Here is a 24,041-nt window from a genome sequence, read left to right on the forward strand (position 1 = left end):
GTCAGTCCTCCTGGTGGGAAAGGGTGGTGTCACGGGTGGCCTCGGCCAGGCGGGCGGCCAGGATCGGTCCGATCTGGGCCAGCGAGCCGGCTTCGGTCATCCGGTTGTGCCGGGTGGTGATCTCGTGTGATTCGATCCGGCCCGCGATGTAGGGGCGCCAGGTCGCGGGCCCGGCGTCGTCCCCGTCGCGGTCGATCGTCGAGTTGAACAGCAGCAGGTCGCCGTCGAACCCGGCGGGGACGAAGTCGACCGCCAGCTGCGCGTTGTTGATCATGATGTGGACGATGACCTCGATCTGCTGCTCCGTCAGGCCCTGCAGCGCGCTGCCCCGCCGGTTCAGGACCTCGGCGACCTCGCTGTAGGTCAGCTCCCGGTCGCCCAGCTCGTCCGGGTCGACGTCGAGCACACCGACGAGCACGTCCCGCTCGGTGGGCACGGGCATCTCCTCGAACTGCACGTCCTTCACCGGGTAGGCGTCGAGGATGGCAAGGAGCGCGGTCCGCTCGCCGCGCGCCTGCAGCTCGCAGGCGATCGCGTGGGCGATCAGCCCGCCGGCGGACCAGCCGAGCAGCAGGTACGGGCCCTCGGGCTGGATCTTGCGGATCTGGTCGGCGTAGTCGGCCGCCATCTCCTCGAAGGACGTCGGCAGGGGTTCGGGGCGGCCGAGTCCGCGTGCCTGGATCGCGTAGACCGGGTGCTGGGGACCGATGTGGTTCAGGAGTCCGCTGTACGACCAGCTGATGCCGCCGCCGGGGTGGATGCAGAACAGCGGCGTACTGGTCCCGGTCGAACGCAGCGGCAGCACCACGTCCAAGGCGTCGTCGGGGTTGTCCATGACCAGGCGCTCGGTGAGGCCGGCCACGGTCGGTGCCTCGAACAGCATGCGCAGGCCCAGCTCCAGGCCGAGGGTCTCGCGGACGCGGGAGGCCAGGCGGGCGGCCAGCAGCGAGTGCCCGCCCAGGTCGAAGAAGTTGTCGTCGATGTGCACCTGTTCCCGGCCGAGGACCTCGGCGAAGAGGCCGCACAGCAGCTGCTCCCGCGGTGTCCGGGGGCCGCGTCCGGTGCCCTGCGCCCCGTACTCGGGGGCGGGCAGGGCGGCCCGGTCCAGCTTGCCGTTGGCGGTCAACGGCAGCGTGTCCAGGGTGACGAACGCCGACGGCACCATGTAGTCGGGCAGTTCACGGCGGAGTCGCCCGGAGAGCTCGCCCGCCTCGGGCACGCCCTCGGGGGCGGGCACCAGGTAGGCCACAAGGCGCTTGTCGCCGGGCCGGTCCTCGCGGGCGACGACGGCCGCCTGGGCGACGCCCGGGCAGTTCGCGAGGATCGCCTCGATCTCGCCGGGCTCGATCCTGAGGCCGCGGAGCTTGACCTGGTGGTCGGTCCGTCCGGCGAACTCCAGGGTGCCCTCGGCCGGCCACCACGCCAGGTCGCCGGTGCGGTACATCCGGCTACCGGGCGGCCCGTACGGGTCGGCGGTGAAGCGCTCCGCCGTCAGGCCGGGTCGGCCGAGGTAGCCGCGGGCCACGCCCGTCCCCGCGAGGTACAGCTCGCCGACCAGGCCCGTGGGCACCGGCCGCAGACGTTCGTCGAGAACGTAGGCACGCATGTTCGCCATCGGCCCGCCGATCGGCACGGTCGCGGCGTTCTCGGGGAGGCTGTGCACCGGGTGGCAGGTGGCCAGGGTCGTGGCCTCGGTGGGCCCGTAGCCGTTGACCACCTCGATGCCGGGGCAGACTTCCAGCACTCGGGCGACGGCGGCCGGGGAGACCACGTCACCGCCGGTCCACACCTCGCGCACCCCCGCGAGCAGGGCCGGCCGCTCCTCGGCGACCAGGCGGAACAGGCCGGCCGTCAGCCACAGTCCGGTCACCCCTTGCGTGCTGATCGTGTGCTGCAGCAGGTCGAGGTCGAGCCGCTCGGGCGGTGCGACCACCACCCGGCCACCGTTGAGGAGCGGCACCCACAGCTCGTAGGTCGAGAGGTCGAAGGCGGTCGGGGAGTGCATCAGCACCCGCTCGTGTCCGCCGCCGTGGTACTCGGGGGTGAGCGCGAGGCCCACCACATCGCGGTGGGTGACGGCCACGCCCTTCGGCCGGCCGGTCGATCCGGAGGTGTACATCACGTACGCCAACTGCCGCTGGTCGCAGCGTACTTCGATGCCGGACGAGTCGGGCTCGCCATCGATCAACGCGGTCAGCACGGCCTCGTTGAGCACCAGCGCGGCCCCGGCCTCCTGGAGGATCAGGTCGATCCGGGACTGCGGGAAGCGCGAGTCGAGGGGCGCATAGGCGCCGCCCGCCTTGATGATCGCCAGAAGCGCCACGACGAGGTCCGCCGAGCGGTCCAGCAGCACCGCGACCGGTGTCTCCGGTCGTACGCCCTGGCGGATCAGTGCCCGCGCGAGGCGGTTGGACCGCTGGTCGAGTTCCCGGTAGGTCAGCTCGGTGGCGCCCGCCACGACGGCCACCGCGTCCGGGGTGGCGCGCACCTGGCGCGCGAACAGCTCCGGCAGCGCGGCCTCGGGCAGCTCGACCACGGCGCCGGTGGACTCGGACAGCAGTCGGCGGCGTTCCTCGCCCGACATGATGTCGATCCGGCTGATCGGCCGGCCGGGGTCGGTGACCGCCGCGCGCAGCAGCCGCGCCCAGCGCTCGAACAGCAGCTCCACGGTGGCCGGTTCGAACAGGTCGGTGGCGTACTCCACCGCGCCGACCAGGCCGCCGGGGCCGCCGTCCGGGTTGAACTGCTCGGCCAGGCTGAACGTCAGGTCGACCCGCGAGGTCCCGGTCGACGCCTCCAGGTGGCCGGTCGACAGGCCCGGCAGCGTGAACTCGCCCACCGGCGCGTTCTGCAGGGCCAGCATGATCTGGAACAGCGGGTGGTGCGACAGCGACCGGGCCGGGTTGACCACCTCCACCAGGTACTCGAACGGCACGTCCTGGTGGTCGTAGGCGGCGAGCGCCTTCTGCCGCACCCGGTCGAGCAGTTCGGCGAAGCCGGGGTCGCCGCTCGTGTCGGTGCGCAGCACCAGCGTGTTGACGAAGAAGCCGACGAGGTCGTCCAGCGCCTGGTCGGTACGGCCGGCGATCGGGCTGCCTACGGGGATGTCCGTACCGGCACCGAGCCGGGTGAGCAGCGCGGCGAGGCCTGCCTGGAGCACCATGAACATGCTGGCGCCGCGTGCGGCGGCCAGGTCTCGCAGTGCCTGGTGCAGTTCGGGGTCCAGCCGGACCACGACCCGGCTGCCCCGCTGGGAGGCCACCGGCGGCCGGGGCCGGTCGGCGGGCAGCTGCACCTGCTGCGGAATGCCAGCCAACTCATCCTTCCAGTAGGCCAGTTGCCGGGCGAACAGGCTGTCCGGGTCGGCGGTGTCGCCGAGCAGGTCGCGTTGCCAGCAGGTGTAGTCGGCGTACTGCACCGGCAGCGGGGCCCACTGCGGCTCCTCGCCACGGCAGCGCGCCGTGTAGGCGGCCGCGAGGTCGCCGGAGAGCGGCCCCATCGACCAGCCGTCGGCGGCGATGTGGTGGACCACGACCAGCAGCACGTGCCGGTCGGGCGCGAGCGCGTACAGCTCCGCCCGGACCGGCGGCTCCGCCGCCAGGTCGAAGCCTCGCCGTGCCGTCCGCGCCAGCCGCTCGGCCAGCCGGCTCTCGTCGAGCTCGACCACCGGCAGCTCCGGGTGCGCCTGTGCAGCGCTCAACACGACCTGGTACGGCACGCCGTCCGTCTCGCGGAAGACCGTCCGCAGGCTCTCGTGCCGGGCGATCACGTCCGCGAGCGCGGCGTGCAGGGCCGGGCGGTCGAGTTCGCCGGTCAGGCTCAGCGCGAGCGGCATGTTGTAGGTGGCGCTCGGCCCGTCCATCCGGTGCAGGAACCACAGGCGGCGCTGGGCGAAGGACAGCTCCACGCGGTCGGGTCGCGGCTGGGCGGTCAGCGTGGGCCGCGCCGTGCCGGAGCCGTCGAGGCGGGCCGCCAGTCCGGCCACGGTCGGCGTCTCGAACAGCGTCCGGACTTCGAGCTCCGCGCCGAGGGTCGCCCGGACGCGGGAGGCCAGGCGGGTCGCCAGCAGTGAGTGTCCGCCCAGGTCGAAGAAGCTGTCCTCGACGCCGACCTGGGCCAGGCCGAGCACCTCGGCGAACAGCTCGGCGAGGAGCTGTTCCTGCGGGGTGCGCGGCGCCCGCCCGGCTCCGGCCGGGCCGAGGTCGGGCGCGGGCAGCGCGCGGCGGTCGAGCTTGCCGCTGGCCGTCAGCGGCAACGTCTCCAGCGCCACGAAAGCTGACGGGATCAGGTAGTCGGGCAGTCGCCCGCGCAGCCATTCGCGGAGTTCGCCGATGAGGGCGCCGGTGCCCCGGCTGCCGGTCGGGCGGTTGGTCAGTGACGACAGCGGCGTGCCGGCGGTCCGGGCCGACCGGTACGGCTCGACCGGGGAGGCGTGATGCGCCCGCGGGTCGGCGAAGACGACGTCCAAGGCGTCGGCCACGGTGGCCGACCAGGTGACGCCCACCCAGCGATCGAACTCCAGCCCGATGGCCCGGAAGTCCTCCGGGTCGGGGAGTCCGCTCGCGTCCGGGTCAAGGAGTTCGCTCGCCTCCGGTGCGTGCAGCCGCTCCAGCAGCTCGGCGAGCGAGCCGTCGCCGTTCTGCACCGCCCGGGAAAGGGCGGCCTCGCGCAGCACCCGGCGGTTCGGCACTCCGGTGATCCGCAGCACGTCAGCGGGCGGCTGGGCGAGGAGTTCGCGCAGCTCGGCCGGTCCCGCGAGCCGGCGTCCCCACTCCAGGTCGACCGTCCGGCCCGGGGCCGCCGGAACAACCGGGGCCTTGTGCAAGGTCACGTCGTAGCGGTAGCGGGTCAGTTCGTTGTGGTGGCGGCCGCGTTTGACCTCCACGGCCACCGCGCCGATGTCCGTGCCGTTCTCCCGCAGGACGGTGAAGAAGTCCGGGTCGATCAGGAGTTCCTTCTCCACCCTGACGGCCTGCTCCACCGCGCGGCGCACCGCCGCGAGGTCGCCGTCGGCACCGGTGCGGTGCAGCTGGACCGCGGTGGCCAGCGGGCGCAGCAGCCGCAGGTTGCGGACGTCGCCGACGAAGAGCGTGCCGCCGGGGGCGAGCAGCCCCATCAGCTTCCCGATCACGTCGGCGAGGTAGTCGGCGGACGGGAAGTACTGCACAACCGAGTTGATCACGATGGTGTCGAACCACCCGGCCGGCAGACCGTCGGTGTCGTGCGCCGGGCGGGTCTGCAGCACGACGCGCTCGGCCAGGTCGTCCTGCCGGGCGACCTGCGCGGTCAGCGCGTCGACCGCCGTGGCGGAGAAGTCCGTCGCCCAGTAGGTCTCGCAGTGCGGTGCGATCTGCGAGAGCAGCAGTCCGGTGCCGACGCCGACCTCCAGCGCCCGGCGGGGGCGCAGGGCCAGGACGCGGGCCACGGTGGCGTCCCGCCACTCCCGCATCTGCTCGACAGGGATCGGGCTGGCGTCGTAACTGCTGTTCCAGCCGACGAAGTTCTGGCCGAAGCCGGTTTCCTCGGGGGTGATGGGCAGGGCGTCGTAGACGTCCTGCCACTCGCCCACGTGGTCCGCTTCCAGGCCACTGTCCCGGGCCTCGTCCTGGTGCGGGACGACGTAGCCGACGAGCCGGTCGTCCTGGGCGAGGACGGCGGCCCGGGCGACGGCGGGGTGCTCGGCCAGCGCCGCCTCGACCTCGCCCGGCTCGACCCGGAAGCCGCGCACCTTCACCTGGTCGTCGGCACGGCCGACGTACTCCAGCTCGCCGTCGTGGCGCCAGCGCACCAGGTCTCCGGTGCGGTACATGCGCTCACCGGCCCCGAACGGGCAGGCGACGAACCGTCCGGCCGTCAGACCCGGCCGGTTCAGGTAGCCGCGCGCCAGTCCCGCGCCCGCGACGTACAGCTCCCCCGCCACGCCCGTCGGCACCGGCCGCAGCCGCTCGTCCAGCACGTACACCCGGGCGCCCGTGATCGGACGGCCGATCGGCGGCACGCCCGCTCCCGGGGACAGCGGGTCGCTCATGGTCGCGCACACCGTCGTCTCCGTCGGACCGTACGCGTTGATCATCCGCCGGCCCGGCGCCCAGCGGTCCACCAGTTCCGGCGGGCACGCCTCACCCGCCACCACCAGTGTCGACACCTGCACCGAGCCCTCCGGCACGGCGGCGAGGACGGACGGGGGCACGGTCACGTGGGTGACCGCGAGGTCCCGGTCGGTCAGCGCGGCGACCGGGTCCGCCGTCGGGGGCAGCACCAGGGCCGCGCCGCGCAGCAGGGCGGTGTAGATCTCCGACACCGAGGCGTCGAAGCTGGGCGAGGCGAACTGGAGCACCCGGCTGTCGGGTTCGATCGCGAAGCGCTCGATCTGTCCGGCGACCAGGCTCGCGACGCCGCCGTGGCCGACCACGACGCCCTTGGGGCGGCCGGTCGAGCCCGAGGTGTAGATCACGTAGGCCGGATGCCGGACGTCGAGCGCGACCACGGGGTCGGTCTCCGGCCATGCGGACACCTCGGTCACCAGCGCCGGGTCGTCGACCATCAGGGCCGGCCGGGCGTCCGCCAGCATGTACGCGATCCGCGCCTGCGGGTACGCCGGATCCACCGGCAGGTAGGCGGCCCCGGCCTTCAGCACGCCCAGGACGGCCACCACGGACTCCACCGAGCGCGGCAGGGCCACGGCCACGGTCTGCTCCGGGCCGACGCCCCGGGCGATCAGTGCATGCGCGAACCGGTTCGCCCGGGCGTTCAGCTGCCGATACGTCAACTCGGCCTCGCCACACACCAGCGCGACCGCGTCCGGTGTCGCCGCCACCTGCGCCGCGAACGCCTGCGGCACCGGTACGGCCGCCACTTCCCGGGCGGTCGCGTTGCCCTGCTCCAGCAAACGGTGTAGCTCGTCGGGGTCAAGGAGCTCGATCCGTCCGATCGACCGGTCCGGGTCGGCGGTGACCGCCTCCAACAGGCGCGTCCAGCGCCTGGCGAGCGCTGCGACCGTCGAGCGGTCGAACAGGTCGGTGGCGTACTCCACCGCGCCGACGATCCCCGCCGGGCTGCCGTCCGGACCCAACTGTTCGACGAGGCTCACACCGAGGTCGAACTTGGCGGTTCCGGTGGCCACCGCGTAGGTGTCGACGTCCAGGCCGGGCAGGGAGAACCGGCCCATCGGAGCGTTCTGCACGGCCAGGATGGTCTGGAACAGCGGGTGGTGGGACAGCGAGCGGGACGGGTTCAGCGCCTCCACCAGGTGCTCGAACGGCACGTCCTGGTGCGCGTACGCCGACAGCGCCGTCTCCCGCACCCGCTCCAGCAGTTCGGCGAACGTCGGATCACCGCTCGTGTCGGTGCGCAGCACCAGCGTGTTCACGAAGAACCCGACCAGATCGTCCAGCGCCTCGTCGGTACGCCCCGCGATCGGACTCCCGATCGCGATGTCCGTGCCCGCACCGAGCCGCGTGTACAGCGCCGCCAACGCCGCCTGCAGCACCATGAACAGGCTCGCGCCCGACCTTCGGGCCAACTCCACCAGTGCCGCGTGCAGTTCGGGGCTCAGCTCCAGGCCGACGTGGTCCCCGCGCCAGCCGGCGACGGCCGGCCTCGGCCGGTCGACGGGCAGCTGGAGCAGCTCCGGCAGATCGGACAACTGACCCTTCCAGTAGTCGAGTTGTTCGGCGAACCGGCTCTCCGGGTCGGCGGCGTCGCCGAGCAGGTCGCGCTGCCACAGCGTGTAGTCCGCGTACTGCACCGACAGGGCCGACCAGTGCGGCGCACGGCCCTCGCACCGGGCGGCGTACGCCTCGGCCAAGTCACGTGCCAGCGGGCCGGTGGACCAGCCGTCGCCGGCGATGTGGTGCATCACCAGCAGTAGCACGTGCTCGTCCGGCGCGAGCGCGAACAGCTCCGCCCGCAGGGGGGCTTCGGCCTCAAGGTCGAAGGGCTGTCGGGCGAACTCGGCGAGCCGCTCGGACAGTTCGGCCTCCGACACCTCGGTCAGCCGCGCCCGGGGCCGGGCCTCGGCCGGGTCCAGGACAAGCTGGCAGGGTACGCCGTCGACCTCCGGGAAGACCGTCCGCAGGCTCTCGTGCCGGGCCACCACGTCGGCGAGCGCCTCGTCCAGCGCCGCATGGTCGAGCGTCCCGGTCAGCCGAAGCGCCAGCGGGATGTGGTAGGTCGCGGCGGTGCCGTCCATGCGGTGCAGGAACCAGAGTCGGCGCTGGGCGAAGGACAGCGGCACCGCCTCCGGCCGCTCGCGCGTGGTCAGCGCCGGGCGGGCGTGACCGGCCCCGGCCAGCGCCTCGGCCAGGCCCGCCACGGTGGGCGCCAGGAACAGCGCGCGCAGCCCCAGCTCCACACCGAGCACCGAGCGCACCCGCGCGGCCAGCCGGGTCGCGAGCAGGGAGTGCCCGCCCAGGTCGAAGAAGCCGTCGTCGACCCCGACCCGCGGCACGCCCAGCACCTCGGCGAACAACTCGCACAGGATCTGCTCCTGCGGCGTACGCGGCGCCCGGCCCGTCGCCGTGACCACCTGCTCCGGCGCGGGCAACGCCGCCCGGTCCAGCTTCCCGTTCGGCGTCAACGGCAGCACGTCCAGCAGCACGAACGCCGACGGCACCAGATAGTCGGGCAGACGGTCGCGCAGATACGCCGTCAGCTCAGCCGGACGTACGACCGTGTCGGGACGCGCCGCCACGTAGCCGACGAGCCGGTCGTCCTGGGCGAGGACGGCGGCCCGGGCGACCGCGGGGTGCTCGGCCAGCGCCGCCTCGACCTCGCCGAGTTCGATGCGGAAGCCGCGCACCTTCACCTGGTCGTCGGCGCGGCCGACGTACTCCAGCTCACCGTCGATCCGGCGGCGCACCACGTCCCCGGTGCGGTACATCCGCGCACCCGCCGGGCCGAACGGGCAGGCGACGAACCGCCCGGCCGTCAGCGCGGGCCGGTTCAGGTACCCGCGCGCCAGACCGGAGCCGGCGACGTACAACTCCCCCGCCACCCCCGGCGGCACGATGCGCAACCGCTCGTCGAGGACGTACACCCGGAAGCCCGCGACCGATCGGCCGATCGGCGGTACACCGGGCCCAGGGGACAGCGGGGCGCTCATGGTCGCGCACACCGTCGTCTCCGTCGGACCGTACGCGTTGATCATCCGCCGGCCCGGCGCCCACCGGGCCACCAGCTCCGGCGTGCAGGCCTCACCCGCCACCACCAGGGTGGTGGCCGTGAGGTCGGCGCTCTCCAGCGCGGCCAGCGCCGAGGGCGGAAGCGTCACGTGGGTGACGTCGAGCCGGCGGTCCGTCAGGGCCTCCAGCGGGGCCTCGGACGGGGCCAGGACGAGGGCGGCGCCGGTGAGCACGGCACCGCACAGGTCCCAGAAGGACGCGTCGAAGCTGGGCGAGGCGAACTGGAGAACGCGGCTGCCCGGCGCCACGCCGAGCCGGTCGACCTGCGCCGCCACCAGGCCCGACACGCCGGTGTGGCTCACCATGACGCCCTTGGGCCGGCCGGTCGAACCCGACGTGTAGATCACGTAGGCCGGGTGCCGGGGGTCGAGCGCGGTCTGCGGGTCGGTGTCCGGCCAGTCTCCTTCGGTCACTGTCGCCGGGTCGTCGATCACCACCGTGGGCCGGGCGTCGTCCAGCATGAACGCGATCCGTGCCGCCGGGTACGCCGGATCCACCGGCAGGTACGCGGCCCCGGCCTTCAGCACACCCAGGACTGCCACCACCGACTCCGCCGACCGCGGCAAAGCCACTGCCACGGCCTGCTCCGGACCGACGCCCCGGGCGATCAGCGCGTGCGCGAACTGGTTCGCCCCCGCATTGAGTTGACGGTATGTCAGCTCTGCACCACCGCAGACGAGCGCGACCGCGTCCGGCGTCGCCGTCACCTGCGCCGCGAACAGCTCCGGCAGGCTCACCCCGGCCGCCCCGCCCTCGACGGCGGGCAGCAGCTCGCGGCGCTCCTCGGCGGAGAGCAGGTCGATCCCGCCGATCGGCTGGTCGGGCGTGGCGGCGACCGCGGCCAGCAGCCTGGCCCACCGGGCGACCAGGGCCTCGACCGTCGAGCGGTCGAACAGGTCGGTGCTGTACTCGACCGCGCCGCTGAGCCCGGCCGGCGCGCCGTCGGGCCCGTGCTCCTCGGCGAACCCGAAGGTGAGGTCGAGCCGCGCGGTCCCGGTGAGCACGGTCACCCCGGAGACCCGGAGGCCCGGCAGTTCGAAGTCACCGCCCGGCGCGTTCTGCACGACCAGCCCGGTCTGGTAGAGCGGGTGGTGGGACAGCGAGCGGGACGGGTTCAGCGCCTCCACCAGGTGCTCGAACGGCACGTCCTGGTGCGCGTACGCCGACAGCGCCGTCTCCCGCACCCGCTCCAGCAGCCCGGCGAAACTCGGGTCACCGCTGGTGTCGGTGCGCAGCACCAGCGTGTTGATGAAGAACCCGACCAGATCGTCCAGCGCCTCGTCGGTACGCCCCGCGATCGGACTCCCGATCGCGATGTCCGTGCCCGCGCCCAGCCGCGTGTACAGCGCGGCGAGCGCGGCCTGCAGCACCATGAACAGGGTGGCACCCGACCTTCGGGCCAACTCCACCAGTGCCGCGTGCAGTTCGGCGTCGATCCGGAGTTCCAGCAGGTCGCCGCCGTACGACATGGTGGCCGGGCGCGGCCGGTCGGCAGGCAGCTGCAGCTGCTCCGGCAGCCCGGTCAGGGCCTCGGTCCAGTAGGTGACCTGGCGGGCGAACACGCTGTCCGCGTCGCGCTCGTCGCCGAGGATCTCGTGCTGCCACAGGGTGTAGTCGCCGTACGTCACCGGCAGCGGCGGCCATGCCGGGGCCCCGCCACCCTGCCGGGCGGTGTAGGCAGTGGCCAGGTCACGGGCCAGCGGGCCCATGGACCAGCCGTCCCCGACGATGTGGTGCATGACCAGCAGCAGCACGTGCTCGTCCGGCGCGAGCGCGAACAGCTCAGCCCGCAGCGGTACTTCCGAGGTCAGGTCGAATGCCCGTACCGCCGCCTCGCGCAGCAGGGCGGGCAGCTCCGCCTCACCGGCGGCCGCGCGTACGGTCAGCGGGACGGCGACCTCGGTGGTGTCCAGCACCCGCTGGTACGGGACTCCGGCGGTGTGCGGGAAGACCGTGCGCAGGGTCTCGTGCCGGGCCACCACGTCCGCGAGCGCGGCGCTCAGCGCGGCCCGGTCGAGGTCGCCGGACAGCCGCAGGGCGAGCGGCATGTGGTAGGTGGCGCTCGGCGCCCCGAACTGCTGGAGGAACCAGAGCCGGCGCTGGGCGAACGACAGCGGCATCGGTTCGCGGCGGGGCCGGGGAACCAGGGCCTGCCGCGCGGTGCCGGCGTCGTGCAGCCCGGCCGCGAGCCCGGCGGGTGTCGGCGCCCGGAACAGGCTGCGCAGTTCCAGCTCGACCCCGAGGGTCGCGCGGACCCGCGAGACCAGCCGGGTGGCGAGCAGGGAGTGCCCGCCCAGGTCGAAGAAGCCGTCGTCGACCCCGACCCGCGGCACGCCCAGCACCTCGGCGAACAACTCGCACAGGATCTGCTCCTGCGGCGTACGCGGCGCCCGGCCCGTCGCCGTGACCACCGGCTCGGGCGCGGGCAGCGCCGCCCGGTCCAGCTTCCCGTTCGGCGTCAACGGCAGCACGTCCAGCAGCACGAACGCCGACGGCACCAGGTGGTCCGGCACCCGGTCGCGCAGGTACGCCGCCAGCGCCGCCGCGGTCGCCCCGGCCTGGGCCACGGGGACGACGTACGCGACGAGTCGGTCCTCCCGGGCGAGCACCGCGACCTGGGCGACACCCGGGTACGCGGCCAGCTCGGCCTCGATCTCGCCCGGCTCGACCCGGAACCCGCGGATCTTCACCTGGTGGTCCACCCGGCCCGCGAACTCCAGCTCGCCTCCCCCAGCCTCCGGCCGGGGGTGCCCCCAGGCGCGCCAGCGGACCAGGTCACCGGTGCGGTACATCAGCGCGCCGGCCGGACCGTACGGGTTGGCGACGAACCGCGTGGCGGTGAGCCCGGGCCGGTTCAGGTAGCCGCGGGCGAGTCCCGCCCCGGCGAGGTACAGCTCGCCCAACACGCCGGGGGCGACCGGTCGCAGCGCCGAATCCAGCACGTATGCCTGGCAGTTGGCGATCGGCCGGCCGATCGGTACCGGCAGCGGGCAGTCGGCGGGGTCGGCCGGCAGTTGGTAGGCGGTGATCACGTGGGTCTCGGCGGGGCCGTAGTGGTTGTGCAGCTCCCGGCCCGGCCGCCGGGCCTGGAATCGGCGCACGGCACCGCCGAGGCGCATCGCCTCACCGGCCTGGGCGACCAGCCGCAGGCTCGGCAGTTCCAACCCGGCCTCTTCGGCGGCCTCGGCCAGCGCCTCGACCACCAGGTTGGGCGCGAACAGCTCCTCGACCCCGTGCCGGTCCAGCCAGCGGGCGAACAGCTCGGCGCTGCGGCGCTGCTCCTCGGTCGGCACCACGAGGGTCTTGCCGTACAGCAGCGCGGAGAGCGTCTCCTGCACCGAGACGTCGAAGCTGATCGCGGTGAACTGCGCGGTACGCGTGCCGGGTTCGCCGCCGACGGACCGGTGATGCCACGCCAGCAGGTTCAGCAGCCCGGCGGCGGGCATCACCACGGCCTTGGGCCGACCGGTGGAGCCAGAGGTGTAGATGACGTAGGCCGGATGCCGGGCGTCCACGGCGACGGCCGGATCGTGCTCCGGCAGGTCCCCGTCCGGTGTGACGGCCGCGAGGTCGTCGAGCACCACGGCCGGCCGCGCGTCCTCCAGCATGTACGCGATACGGGCCGCCGGGTAGTCCGGGTCGACCGGCAGGTACGCCGCGCCCGTCTTGAGCACCGCGAGGATGGCGACCACCAGCTCGGCCGAGCGCGGCAGTCGGAGGGCGACGACCTGTTCCGGCCCCACCCCGCGCGCGATCAGCGCGTGCGCCAGGCGGTTGGCGCTGCGGTTCAGCTCCCGGTAGGTCAGCACGGTGTCCTCGAACACCACCGCCGGAGCCTCTGGGGTCGCCCGGACCTGCGCCTCGAACAGAGCGGGCAGGCCGGCATCGGGAGCCGGGCAGGCGGTGTCGTTGCGCGCGACCAGCAGCTCGTGCCGTTCCTCGGCGGTGAGGACGTCGATCCGGCTCAACGGCCGGTCCGGCTCGGCGACCACCGACGCCAGCAGGCGCAGCCACCGGGCGACCAGTGCCTCCACCGTGGCGGGGTCGAAGAGGTCGGTGCTGTACTCGACCCGCCCGATGATGCCCTCGGCCGGCCCGCCGGTGCCGCCGCGCTCCAGCAGGTGGAAGCCGAGGTCGAACATCGCCGTCGGCGTCCGCACCAGGACGATCCCGGCGGCCAGACCGTCCAGCGCGAACTCGGTGCGGGGCACGTTCTGCAGCGCGAGCAGCACCTGGAACAGCGGCTGACGGGCGAGCGACCGGGACGGGTTGAGGGCCTCGACGACGTGCTCGAACGGCAGGTCCTGGTGTGCGTACGCGGCCAGCGCGCCCTCGCGGACCCGGCCAAGGAGATCGGCGAAGGTCGGGTCGCCCGAGGTGTCGGTCCGCAGCACCAGGGTGTTGACGAAGAATCCGACGAGGTCGTCCAGGGCCTCGTCGGTCCGGCCCGCGATCAGGCTGCCGACCGGGATGTCCGTTCCCGCGCCGAGCTTGTCCAGCAGCGATGCCAGGGCGGCCTGCAACACCATGTACACGCTGGCGCCGTGCTCCCGGCCCAGCCGGACCAGCCCGGCGTGCAGTTCGGCGTCCAGTTCGATCGCGAGGTGGCCGCCGGAGTAGGAGGGGGTCGCGGGGCGAGGGCGGTCGGCGGGAAGCCGGATCTGCTCCGGCAGGTCTGCCAACTGCTCGGTCCAGTAGGCCTGCTGGCGGGCGAACAGGCTGTCCTGGTCGGCCGGGTCACCGAGCAGCTCCTGCTGCCACAGGGTGTAGTCGGCGTACTGCACGGGCGGTGGCGCCCACTGCGGCTCCTCACCCTGGCGGCGTGCCCCGTACGCGGTGGCCAGGTCGGCGGCCAGCGGGCCCAGCGACCAGCCGTCACCGGCGATGTGGTGCATCACCAGGAGCAGCACGTGCTCGTCCGCCGAGACCTCGAACACCTCGGCGCGCAGCGGCGGTTCGGCCGCGAGGTCGAATCCGCGCGCTGCGGCCCCCGCCAGCAGTTCCGGCAGGTCCGTCTCGTCGGCCCTGGTGACCGACAGCCTCGGACGCGCCTCTCCGGTGGCCAGCACCTGCTGGTAGGGCACGCCGTCCGCGGCCGGGAAGACCGTGCGCAGGGTTTCGTGCCGGTCGACGACGTCGCCCAGCGCCGCCTCCAGGGCCGCCAGGTCCAGTGGTCCAGAGAGCCGCCACGCGAGCGGCATGTTGTAGACCGAGTCGGCACCCTCCAGCTGGCGCAGGAACCACAGCCTCCGCTGCGCGGACGACAGCGGCACCAGCTCGGGCCGCTCCGCCCGCCCCAGGGCGAGCCGGGCCCGGTCCGCGCCGCCGAGCCCGGAGGCCAGCCCGGCCACCGTCGGGGTCTGGAACAGGGTGCGCAGCGCCAGTTCCACGCCCAGGGCCGCACGGACCCGGGCCACCAACCGGGTGGCCAGCAGGGAGTGCCCGCCGAGGTCGAAGAAGTCGTCGTCGACACCGACCTGAGGCAGACCCAATACCTCGGCGAACAGCTCGGCCAGGACCTGTTCCTGAGGAGTGTGCGGGGCCCGGCCGACCCGCGACGCCGCGTACTCGGGCTCGGGCAGGGCGCGCCGGTCCAGCTTGCCGCTGGCGTTCAGCGGCAGGACGTCGAGGGAGACGAACGCGGCCGGCACCATGTAGTCGGGCAGCCGCCCGCGCAGGTGCGCCCGCAGGTCCTCCGGTCGGAGTTCCGCCCCGGTGGCGGGCACCGGGTAGGCGACCAGGCGGGTGTCCCCTGCCTGGTCCTGCCGGACGATCACGGCGGCCTGCGCGACCTGCGGGTGTTCCGCCAACGCCGCCTCGATCTCGCCGAGTTCGATCCGGAAGCCCCGGATCTTGACCTGGTCGTCGGTGCGGCCGAGGAACTCCAGGTTCTCGGCCGATCCCCACCGCACCAGGTCACCGGTGCGGTACATCCGCGAACCGCTGGGACCGAACGGGTCCGCAACGAACCGTCCCGCGGTCAGGCCCGGCCGGTTCAGGTAACCGCGCGCCAGCCCGGCACCGGCGATGTACAGCTCACCCGGCACACCCTCGGGCACCGGCTGCAACGCGGCGTCGAGCACGTGCAACCGGACACCCCCGAGCGGCCGGCCGATCACTTGGCGCGGGCTCGACTCCAGCGGTGCGAAGGTCGAGTCCACCGTGCACTCGGCCGGCCCGTAGTAGTTCAGGGCGAACACCCCGTCGGCCGCCCGCAACCGTTCCCACAGTCGCTCCGGAACGGTCTCCCCGCCCAGCCCGACCCACGACGGACGCCACCGCGGGTTGTCCAACAGCCCGTGATCGACAAGGACTTGCAGGTAGGACGGGGTGCCGCCGAGCGTGTCCAGCCCGGCCCGCGCCGCATACTCGAGGTAGGCGTCCGGGTCGGTCCAGGTCGCCTCGTCCAGGACGTGCAGCTCGTGGCCGGCGTACAGGGCGAACATCTGGTCGCAGGAGGCGTCGAACGACACGGACGTGGTCAGCCCCACCCGCACCCGCTCCCCCGTCCGGAAGATCAGCGGACGCTGGTTGGCGAACAGGTTGGACAGGCCGCCGTGCGTCGCCACCACGCCCTTGGGCTTGCCGGTGGAACCGGAGGTGTAGATGACGTAGACGGGGTGGCCCGGATCGATGGCCACCGCGGGGTCCGTCGCCGGGCAGCCCGCCACCAGCACGGCCGTCTCCGAGTCGTCGACCACCAGCCACCCGGCCGGACCGTCCGGCAGCCGACCCCGGGTTCGGGAGTCGGTCACCGCCAGGACCGGCCGAGCATCGTCGAGCATGTATTCGATCCGTGCGGCCGGGTACTCCGGATCGACCGGAACGTACGCGGCGCCGGTCTTCAGCACCGCGAGGATGGCCACCACCAGCTCGGCCGACCTCGGCAGCGCCACTGCCACCAGCCGCTCCGGCCCCGCGCCCCGCGCGATCAGCGCATGCGCCAGCCGGCTCGCCCGCGCGTCCAACTCCGCGTAGGTCAGCGATGCTTCCGGCCCCACCAGCGCGACGGCGTCCGGAGTCGCGCGCACCTGAGCCCGGAAGAGCTCCGGCAGGCTCTCGGTGCAGGCCTGGGCCGCCGGGCCGGTACCCAGCGCCGTCAACCCACCGTGCTCCTCGGCGGTGAGCAGGCCGAACCGGCTGAGCCTCCGCTGCGGGTCGGCGACCACGGCGCGGAGCAGCCGCTCCCACCGCTCGATCATCGTCTCGACGGTGGCCGGGTCGTACAGGTCGCCGGTGTACTCGACGGACCCTTCGATCCCCTCCGGGGAGCCGTCCTGCGCGTGCCGCTCGGACATGGTGAAGATCAGGTCGAGCTTGGCGGTGGTCGACGTCGACGGCATGTCGCCGACGCGCAGCCCGGGCGGCGCGAAGTCGGCGCGGGGTGCGTTCTGCAGGACCAGCATGACCTGGAACAGCGGGTGGTGCGCCAGCGACCGGACCGGGTTGAGGGCCTCGACCAGGTACTCGAACGGCAGGTCCTGGTGCGCGTACCCGGCCAGCGCGGTCTCCCGGACCCGGCCCAGCAGTTCGGCGAACGTCGGATCGCCCGAGGTGTCGGTACGGAACACCAGGGTGTTGACGAAGTAGCCGACCAGCTCGTCCTGCGCCTGGTCGGTCCGGCCCGCGACCGGGCTGCCGACCGGGATGTCGTCGCCCGCGCCGAGCTTGCTCAGCAGCACCGCAAGACCGGCCTGAAGCACCATGAACAGACTGGTGCCGTGGACGCGGGCGAGCTCGCGCAGCCCGCGGTGCAGCTCGGCGTCCAGCCCGGCACGCACGGAACCGCCCCGGTGCGAGGCGACCGCCGGGCGGGGCCGGTCACCGGGCAGCTGGAGCTGCTCGGGCAGATCGGCCAGCTGCCGGGTCCAGTAGGCCGCCTGGCGGGCGAACAGGCTGTCCCCGTCGGCCGCGTCGCCGAGCAGCTCGTGCTGCCACAGGGTGTAGTCGGCGTACTGGACCGGCAGTTCCTCCCACTGCGGCTCCGCGCCGCGGCAGCGCGCCGCGTAGGCGGTGGTCAGGCCCTGTGCGAGCGGGCTCAACGACCAGCCGTCGCCCGCGATGTGGTGGAGCACCACCTGGAACACGTGCTCGTCCGCCGCCAGCTCGAACAGCCCGGCACGCAGTGGCACATCGACCGCCAGGTCGAACCGACGGGCCTTCGCTTCCGCCATGGCGTTCGGCAGCTCGGACTCGGTGGTCCGGCTGACGAGCAGCCGCGGGCGGGCTGCCTCGACATCCAGCACCTGCTGGTACGGCACGCCGTCGACCGCCGGGAAGACCGTGCGCAGGCTCTCGTGCCGGGCCACCACGTCCGCCACGGCGGCCTCCAGGGCCCGCCGGTCCAGATCCCCGGACAGCCGCCAGGCCAGCGAGATGTGGTAGTTCGCGCCGGCGCCCTCCAGCTGGTGCAGGAACCACAGCCGCCGTTGCGCGAACGACAGCGGGATCGCCTCGGTGCGTTCGCGCCGTGCCAGGGCCGTCTGCGCCGGTCCGGCCGCCACCAGGGCGGCGGCCAGGCCGGCCGGGGTCGGCGCCTCGAACAGGGTGCGCAGCGGCATTTCCACGCCGAGCGTCGCGCGGATCCGGGCGGCCAGGCGGGTGGCCAGCAGCGAGTGCCCGCCCAGGTCGAAGAAGCCGTCCTCTACACCGGCCGACGCCACGCCCAGGACCTCGGCGAACAGCTCGCAGAGGACCTGCTCCTGCGGGGTGCGCGGCGCGCGGGCGGTGGCCGCCGGGGCGAGGTCGGGGGCGGGCAGGGCCCGGTGGTCCAGCTTGCCGTTGGCGGTCAGCGGCAGCGCGTCCAGCACGACGAACGCCGACGGCACCATGTACTCCGGCAGCCGCTCCCGCAGGTGCGCGCGCAGTTCGGCCGAACTCGCCGCGGTATCCGCGGCCGGCACCAGGTATGCGACCAGCCGGGTGTCGTCGGCCCGCTCCTGCCGGGCCAGGACGGCGACCTGGGCGACGCCGGGGTGCGCGGCCAGCGCCGCCTCGATCTCGCCGAGTTCGATCCGGAAGCCGCGCACCTTCACCTGCTGGTCGGCCCGGCCGACGTAGCGCAGGCCTCCGTCCGCCGCGCGGCGCACCACGTCGCCGCTGCGGTACATCCGCGATCCCGGCGGTCCGAACGGGTCGGCCACGAAGCGCCCGGCGGTCAGGCCGGGCCGGTTCAGGTAGCCGCGCGCCAGGCCGGCGCCCGCGACGTACAGCTCACCGGGTACGCCCGGGGCCACCGGCCGCAGGTGGGCGTCCAGCACATACGTCCGCAGGTCCGGGATGGCCGCACCGATGTCGCCGGCGGCGGTTCCGGCCCGGTCGAGCGCCGCGTACGTGACGTGCACCGTGGTCTCGGTGATGCCGTACATGTTGACCAGCCGCGGCGCGTCGGCCGGGTGCCGCTCGTACCAGTTCGCCAGCCGGGCGTGCTCCAGCGCCTCGCCGCCGAACACGACGGTCCGCAGGGCGAGTTCGCGCGGGTGCTCGGCGTCCGCCTGCATCAGCTGGAAGAACGCGGACGGCGTCTGGTTGAGCACGGTCACCCGTTCGCGGGCGAGGAGCTCCAGGAAGCGGCCGGGCGAGCGGCTGGTCTCGTGGTCCACGACCACCAGACGGCCGCCGTGCAGCAGCGGCCCCCACAGCTCCCACACCGAGAAGTCGAAGGCGTAGGAGTGGAAGAGCGTCCAGACGTCGTCGGCGGAGAAGCCGAACAGCTTCTCGGTGGTGCCGAACAGCCGCACCACGTTCCGGTGCGTGACCACCACACCCTTGGGGTTGCCGGTGGAGCCGGAGGTGTAGATGACGTAGGCGGCGTGGCCGGGGTCGAGGGGGGCCTCCGGGTCCGTGTCCGGCAGCCCGTCCAGGTCGGCGGTGTCCAGCAGCAGCCGGTCCACCGGGTCGGCGCCCGGCAGGTCGCCGGTCCGGCTCGTGGTCACGAGGAGCGCGGGCCGGGCGTCCTGGAGCAGGTAGGCGATCCGGGCGGCCGGGTACTGCGGGTCCACCGGCAGGTAGGCGCCGCCCGCCTTCAGCACGGCGAGCACCGCCACGACCTGCTCCGCCGAACGCGGCAGCGCCAGCGCCACGCGCTGCTCCGGGCCCACCCCACGCTCGATCAGGGCGTGCGCGAGCCGGTTCGCGCAGGCATTCAACTCGCCGTATGTCAGGGTTACTTCGCCGTCCGTGAGGGCGACGGCGGCCGGGGTCGCCCGTGCCTGCCGCTCGAACAGCGCGGTCAGGCTGCTCTCCGACGGCCCCTCGCTCCGGTCGGTACGCGCCGGGAGCAGCGCGCGGAGCTCGTCGGCGGACAGCACGTCCACCTGGCCGATCCGCCGGCCGGGGTCGGCGACGACGGCGCGCAGCAGCCGCAGCCACCGCTCGACGATCCCGGTCACGGTGGCCTCGTCGAACAGGTCGGTGCTGTACTCCACCACGCCCGACAGGCCGTCCTCACCTGGCTGTTCGGCCAGGATGAAGGTCAGGTCGCACTTGGCCGTCCCGGTGTGGACCAGGCCGGTCGCCACCCGCAGCCGGGGCAGGTCGAACGTGCCGAGGGGCGCGTTCTGCAACGCGAGCATGGTCTGGAACAGCGGGTGGTGCGCCAGCGACCGGGCCGGGTTCAGCGCCTCCACCAGGTGCTCGAAAGGCACGTCCTGGTGCGCGTACGCGGACAGCGCGTCGGCCCGTACCCTGCCCAGCAGTTCGGTGAAGGACGGGTCGCCGGAGAGGTCGGTGCGCAGCACCAGGGTGTTGACGAAGAAGCCGACCAGGTCGTCCGCGGCCTCGTCGGTACGTCCGGCGATCGGCGTGCCTACGGGTACGTCGGTGCCCGCGCCGAGCTTGCCCAGCAGGGCGGCCAGCCCGGCCTGGAGCACCATGAAGAGGCTCGCCGCGCCGTCCCGGGCGAGCGTCCGCAGGCCCTGGTGCAGCTCGGCGTCGATCCGCACCGACAGGTGGGCGCCCCGGTAGGACATCGCGGCCGGCCGGGGCCGGTCGAACGGCAGCTCCACCTGCTCCGGAAGGTCAGCCAACTGTGCGCGCCAGTAGGCAAGTTGGCTGTTCAGCAGGCTGTCCTGGTCCGAGCCGTCGCCGAGCAGCTCCCGCTGCCAGAGGGCGTAGTCGGCGTACTGGACCGGCAGCGGTGACCACTCCGGCTTCGCGCCCTCGGCGCGGGCCGCGTAGGCGGCCGTGAGGTCTCGCGAGAGCGGCCCCATCGACCAGCCGTCGCCGGCGATGTGGTGCACCACCAGCAGCAGTACGTGCTCCTCGTCCGCCAGCTGGAAGAGTTCGGCGTGCAGCGGCGGTTCCTCGGCGAGGTCGAAGCCGTACCGGGCCGCCTGCGCCAGCTGCTCCGGCAGTTCTCGTTCGCCGAGCTCGGTCACCCGCAGCCGCGGCCGGGCCTCCTCCGGGTCCAGCACCCGCTGGCAGGGCTCGTCGTCGACCGTCGGGAAGACGGTGCGCAGGCTCTCGTGCCGCTCGGCGACGTCCGCCAGGGCGGCTTCCAGGGCCCGCCGGTCCAGGCCCCCGGACAGCCGTAGGGTCAGCGGGATGTTGTAGGTGGCGCTCGGGCCCTCCATGCGGTGCAGGAACCACAACCGGCGCTGCGCGAAGGACAGCGGGACGGTCTCCGGCCGCTCGCGCCGCCCCAGCGCCGGACGCGCCCGGCCCGCGACGTCCACGGCCGCCGCCAGTTCCGCCGGCGTCGGCGCGTCGAAGAGGTCGCCGAGCCGCAGCTCCACGCCGAGGATCGAGCGGGCCTTGGCGACCAGCCGGGTGGCCAGCAGGGAGTGTCCGCCGAGGTCGAAGAAGCTGTCGTCGAGGCCGGGCTCGGCCACCCCGAGCACCTCGGCGAACAACCCGACGAGCAGGTGCTCGGTCGCGGTGCGCGGTGCGCGGCCGGGCGCGGCGGACTGTCGCTCGGGCGCCGGGAGGGCCCGCCGGTCGAGCTTGCCGTTCGGGGTCGTCGGCAGCGCGTCCAGCAGCACGTACGCGGCCGGCACGAGCTGCCGGGGCAGCCGGTCCCGCAGGTGGTCGCGCAGGGCGGTGCCGGTCACGGTGGCGCCGGGCTCGGGCACCGCGTAGGCGACCAGCCGGGATTCCTCCTCGGTGCGCACCGTCACGGCGGCCCGGGCGACCTGTGGGTGCTCGGCGAGAACGGCCTCGATCTCGCCGAGCTCGACCCGGAAGCCGCGGATCTTGACCTGGTCGTCGGTGCGGCCGAGGAACTCCAGGTTCCCGGCCGCGTCCCAGCGCACCAGGTCCCCGGTGCGGTACATCCGCGACCCGTTCGGACCGAACGGGTCCGCGACGAACCGCCCGGCGGTCAGCCCCGGCCGGTTCAGGTAGCCCCGGGCCAGTCCCGCGCCCGCGATGTACAGCTCACCCGCCGCACCGGTCGGCAACGGCCGCAGGGCACCGTCGAGCACGTACAGCCGGGTGTTGGTGACCGGCCGGCCGATCACCGGGCGCGGGCTCGACTCCAGCGGCGCGACCACCGAGTTGACGGTGCATTCGGACGGTCCGTAGAGGTTGAGGCAGGACACGTCCTCCGCCGCCCGCAGCTGCTCCCACAGCCGCTCCGGGACGGCCTCGCCGCCTGCCCCGACCAGTGCCGGGCGGCGCTGCGGGTCGCTCAACAACCCGTGGGAGACGAGCACTTGGAGGTAGGATGGGGTGGCTTCGAGGTAGTCCAGTCCGCAGCGCGCCGCGTAGTCGACGAGGGCGTCGGGGTCGGTGAAGGTCGCGTGCTCCAGGACGTGCAGCTCGTGGCCTCCGAACAGGGCGGACAGCTGGTTCCAGGAGGCGTCGAAGGACACCGAGGTGGTCAGCGCCACCCGCAGCCGCTGCCGCTCCTTCAGTAGCGGCGCGAAGTGCACCTGCCGGAGGTCGGTGAGCAGGTCGAGCAGGCCGCCGTGGGTCGGCAGCACGCCCTTGGGCCTGCCGGTGGAACCGGAGGTGTAGATGACGTACGCCGGGAGGCCCGGGTCGACGGCCACCATCGGGTCGGCCGCCGGGCAGTCGGTCACCAGGGCGGCCGTCTCCGGGTTGTCGAGCACCAGCCGGTCGACGGGCCCGGCCTCGGGCAGCCGCCCCTCGCTGCGGGAGTCCGTGACCAGCAGGGCCGGCCGGGCGTCGTCGAGCAGGTACGCGATCCGGGCGGCCGGGTACTCGGGGTCGACCGGTACGTACGCCGCCCCGGTCTTCAGCACCGCGAGGATCGCCACCACCAGCTCCGCCGATCGCGGCAGGGCCACCGCCACCAGCCGCTCCGGGCCCGCTCCCCGCGCGATCAGGGCGTGCGCCAGCCGGTTGGCCCGCGCGTTCAGTTCCGCGTACGTCAGCGAGACGTCGCCGCACACCAGCGCGACCAGGTCCGGAGTCGCCCGGACGTGCTCCCGGAACAGCTCCGGCAGGCTCGTGGCCGGGGCCTGCGCCACCGGTCCGGAGCCGAGCTCCGCCAGCTCGCGGCGCTCCTCGGCGGTGAGCAGTTCGATCCGGCCCACCGGCTCGTCCTGGTCGCAGTCCGCGAGGGTGTCCAGCAGCGCGAGCAGCCGCTGCTGGTGGCCGGCGAGGTCGTCGGGACCGTACGCCTCCGGCGAGCCGTGCAGCCGGAGCAGCGGCGGGTTGCCGTCCCGGTAGTCGAAGACCCAGACGGCGAGGTCTGTGGTCGACCCGGACACGAAGTGGTGCACGGAGGCCGGGTGTCCGGCGAAGCTCGGCCTGGAGTTGAAGGCCATGATGTTGACGATCAGCGGGAACGCCGTCCCGATGCTGCCGGGGGCGCCGAGGTCCCGCAGCAGGTCCTCGCTGCGGTAGCGCTCGTGCGCGACGGCCGTCTCGACCTCCCGCGCCGCCTGGGCGACGAGTTCGCGCCACGGCGTGTCCGGCCGGACCGTCAGCCGCAGCGGCACCACGTTGGACGTCGTGCCCGGCACCGCCGTCAGGTCGCGGTCGGCGCCCCGACGGGCGGTGACGGGCAGGGCGAGCACCACGTCCTGGTTTCCGGTCAGCCGGTGGGCATAGAGCGCCGTCGCCGCGACCACCAGCCGGGACCACCGGACGCCGGACCGTCCCGCCGCTGCCCGCAGGGCGTCCGGGCGGCGCAGTTCCCGCTCCTCGGCCAGCCGCAGGGCGCGGTGCGGGTCGGTCGCGGAGGTGTCGGTGAGCCGGGTCGGGGCGGGCAGGTCGGCGAAGCGCTCGGTCCAGTAGGCGCGGTCGGCGGCGAAGTCCGTGGAGGCGCGGTAGGCGGCGTCGCTGTCGACCAGGTCCCGCAGCGAGCCGAACGGGCAGGGCGGCACAGCGCCGCCCTCGGCCAGTGCCGAGTACACATCGCCGACCCGCTGCCGGAGCATGGAGCTGCTGATCGCGTCCAGCACCACGTGGTGGTAGTTCAGGTACCAGAGGTACTCCGTCGGCGAGGCCTTGATCAGCGCGTGGCCGAACAGCGGGTCACGGGCGAGGTCCAGCGGACGCAGCAGATCCCGCTCCATCCATGCCACGGCCGCCGCCCGGGGGTCGGTCTCACCGCTGAGGTCGAGGTGGGCCGGAGCCCAGTCCCAGCTCTCCCGCAGGACCTGGCGCGGGCCCTCGCCGTCGTCGACGAAGGTCACGTGCAGGGCGTCGACCTCGTCGACCACCCGGCGCAGCGCGGTCTCGAACAGCTCTCGGTCCACCGGCCCGTGGATCTCCAGGCACTCGCCGACGCGGTAGCCGGGAATCGGCGTCCGGGAGCGCTGCTCGGCGAGCCAGATCTCGCGCTGGGCCGCTGTCAGGGGAAGGGCGTCACCATCGCGACGGGACATGGGGGGACCTCCGAAGGTGTGGGCAGGCGTGGTGGCGGGGCACGCAGGACCGCGCCGACCG

The 24,041-nt window shown here is 73.7% G+C and carries 1 protein-coding gene; it reads right to left on the bottom strand.

Annotation, left to right across the window (positions count from 1 at the left end):
* Position 1 precedes the first annotated feature (1 nt).
* Entirely contained in the window at positions 2 to 23,980 is a 23,979-nt protein-coding gene (locus KVT45_RS04760; protein WP_217545191.1) for a non-ribosomal peptide synthase/polyketide synthase, read from the bottom strand.
* Between the last annotated feature and the right edge of the window lie 61 nt (positions 23,981 to 24,041).

It is taken from the genome of Streptomyces sp. GbtcB6 (genome assembly GCF_019091475.1).
Classification (GTDB): domain Bacteria; phylum Actinomycetota; class Actinomycetes; order Streptomycetales; family Streptomycetaceae; genus Streptomyces; species Streptomyces hyaluromycini.

What these genes read in the sequence shown, in the direction of transcription:
- KVT45_RS04760 (WP_217545191.1), bottom strand. Translation starts at nt 23,980, where the DNA reads ATGTCCCGTCGCGATGGTGACGCCCTTCCCCTGACAGCGGCCCAGCGC.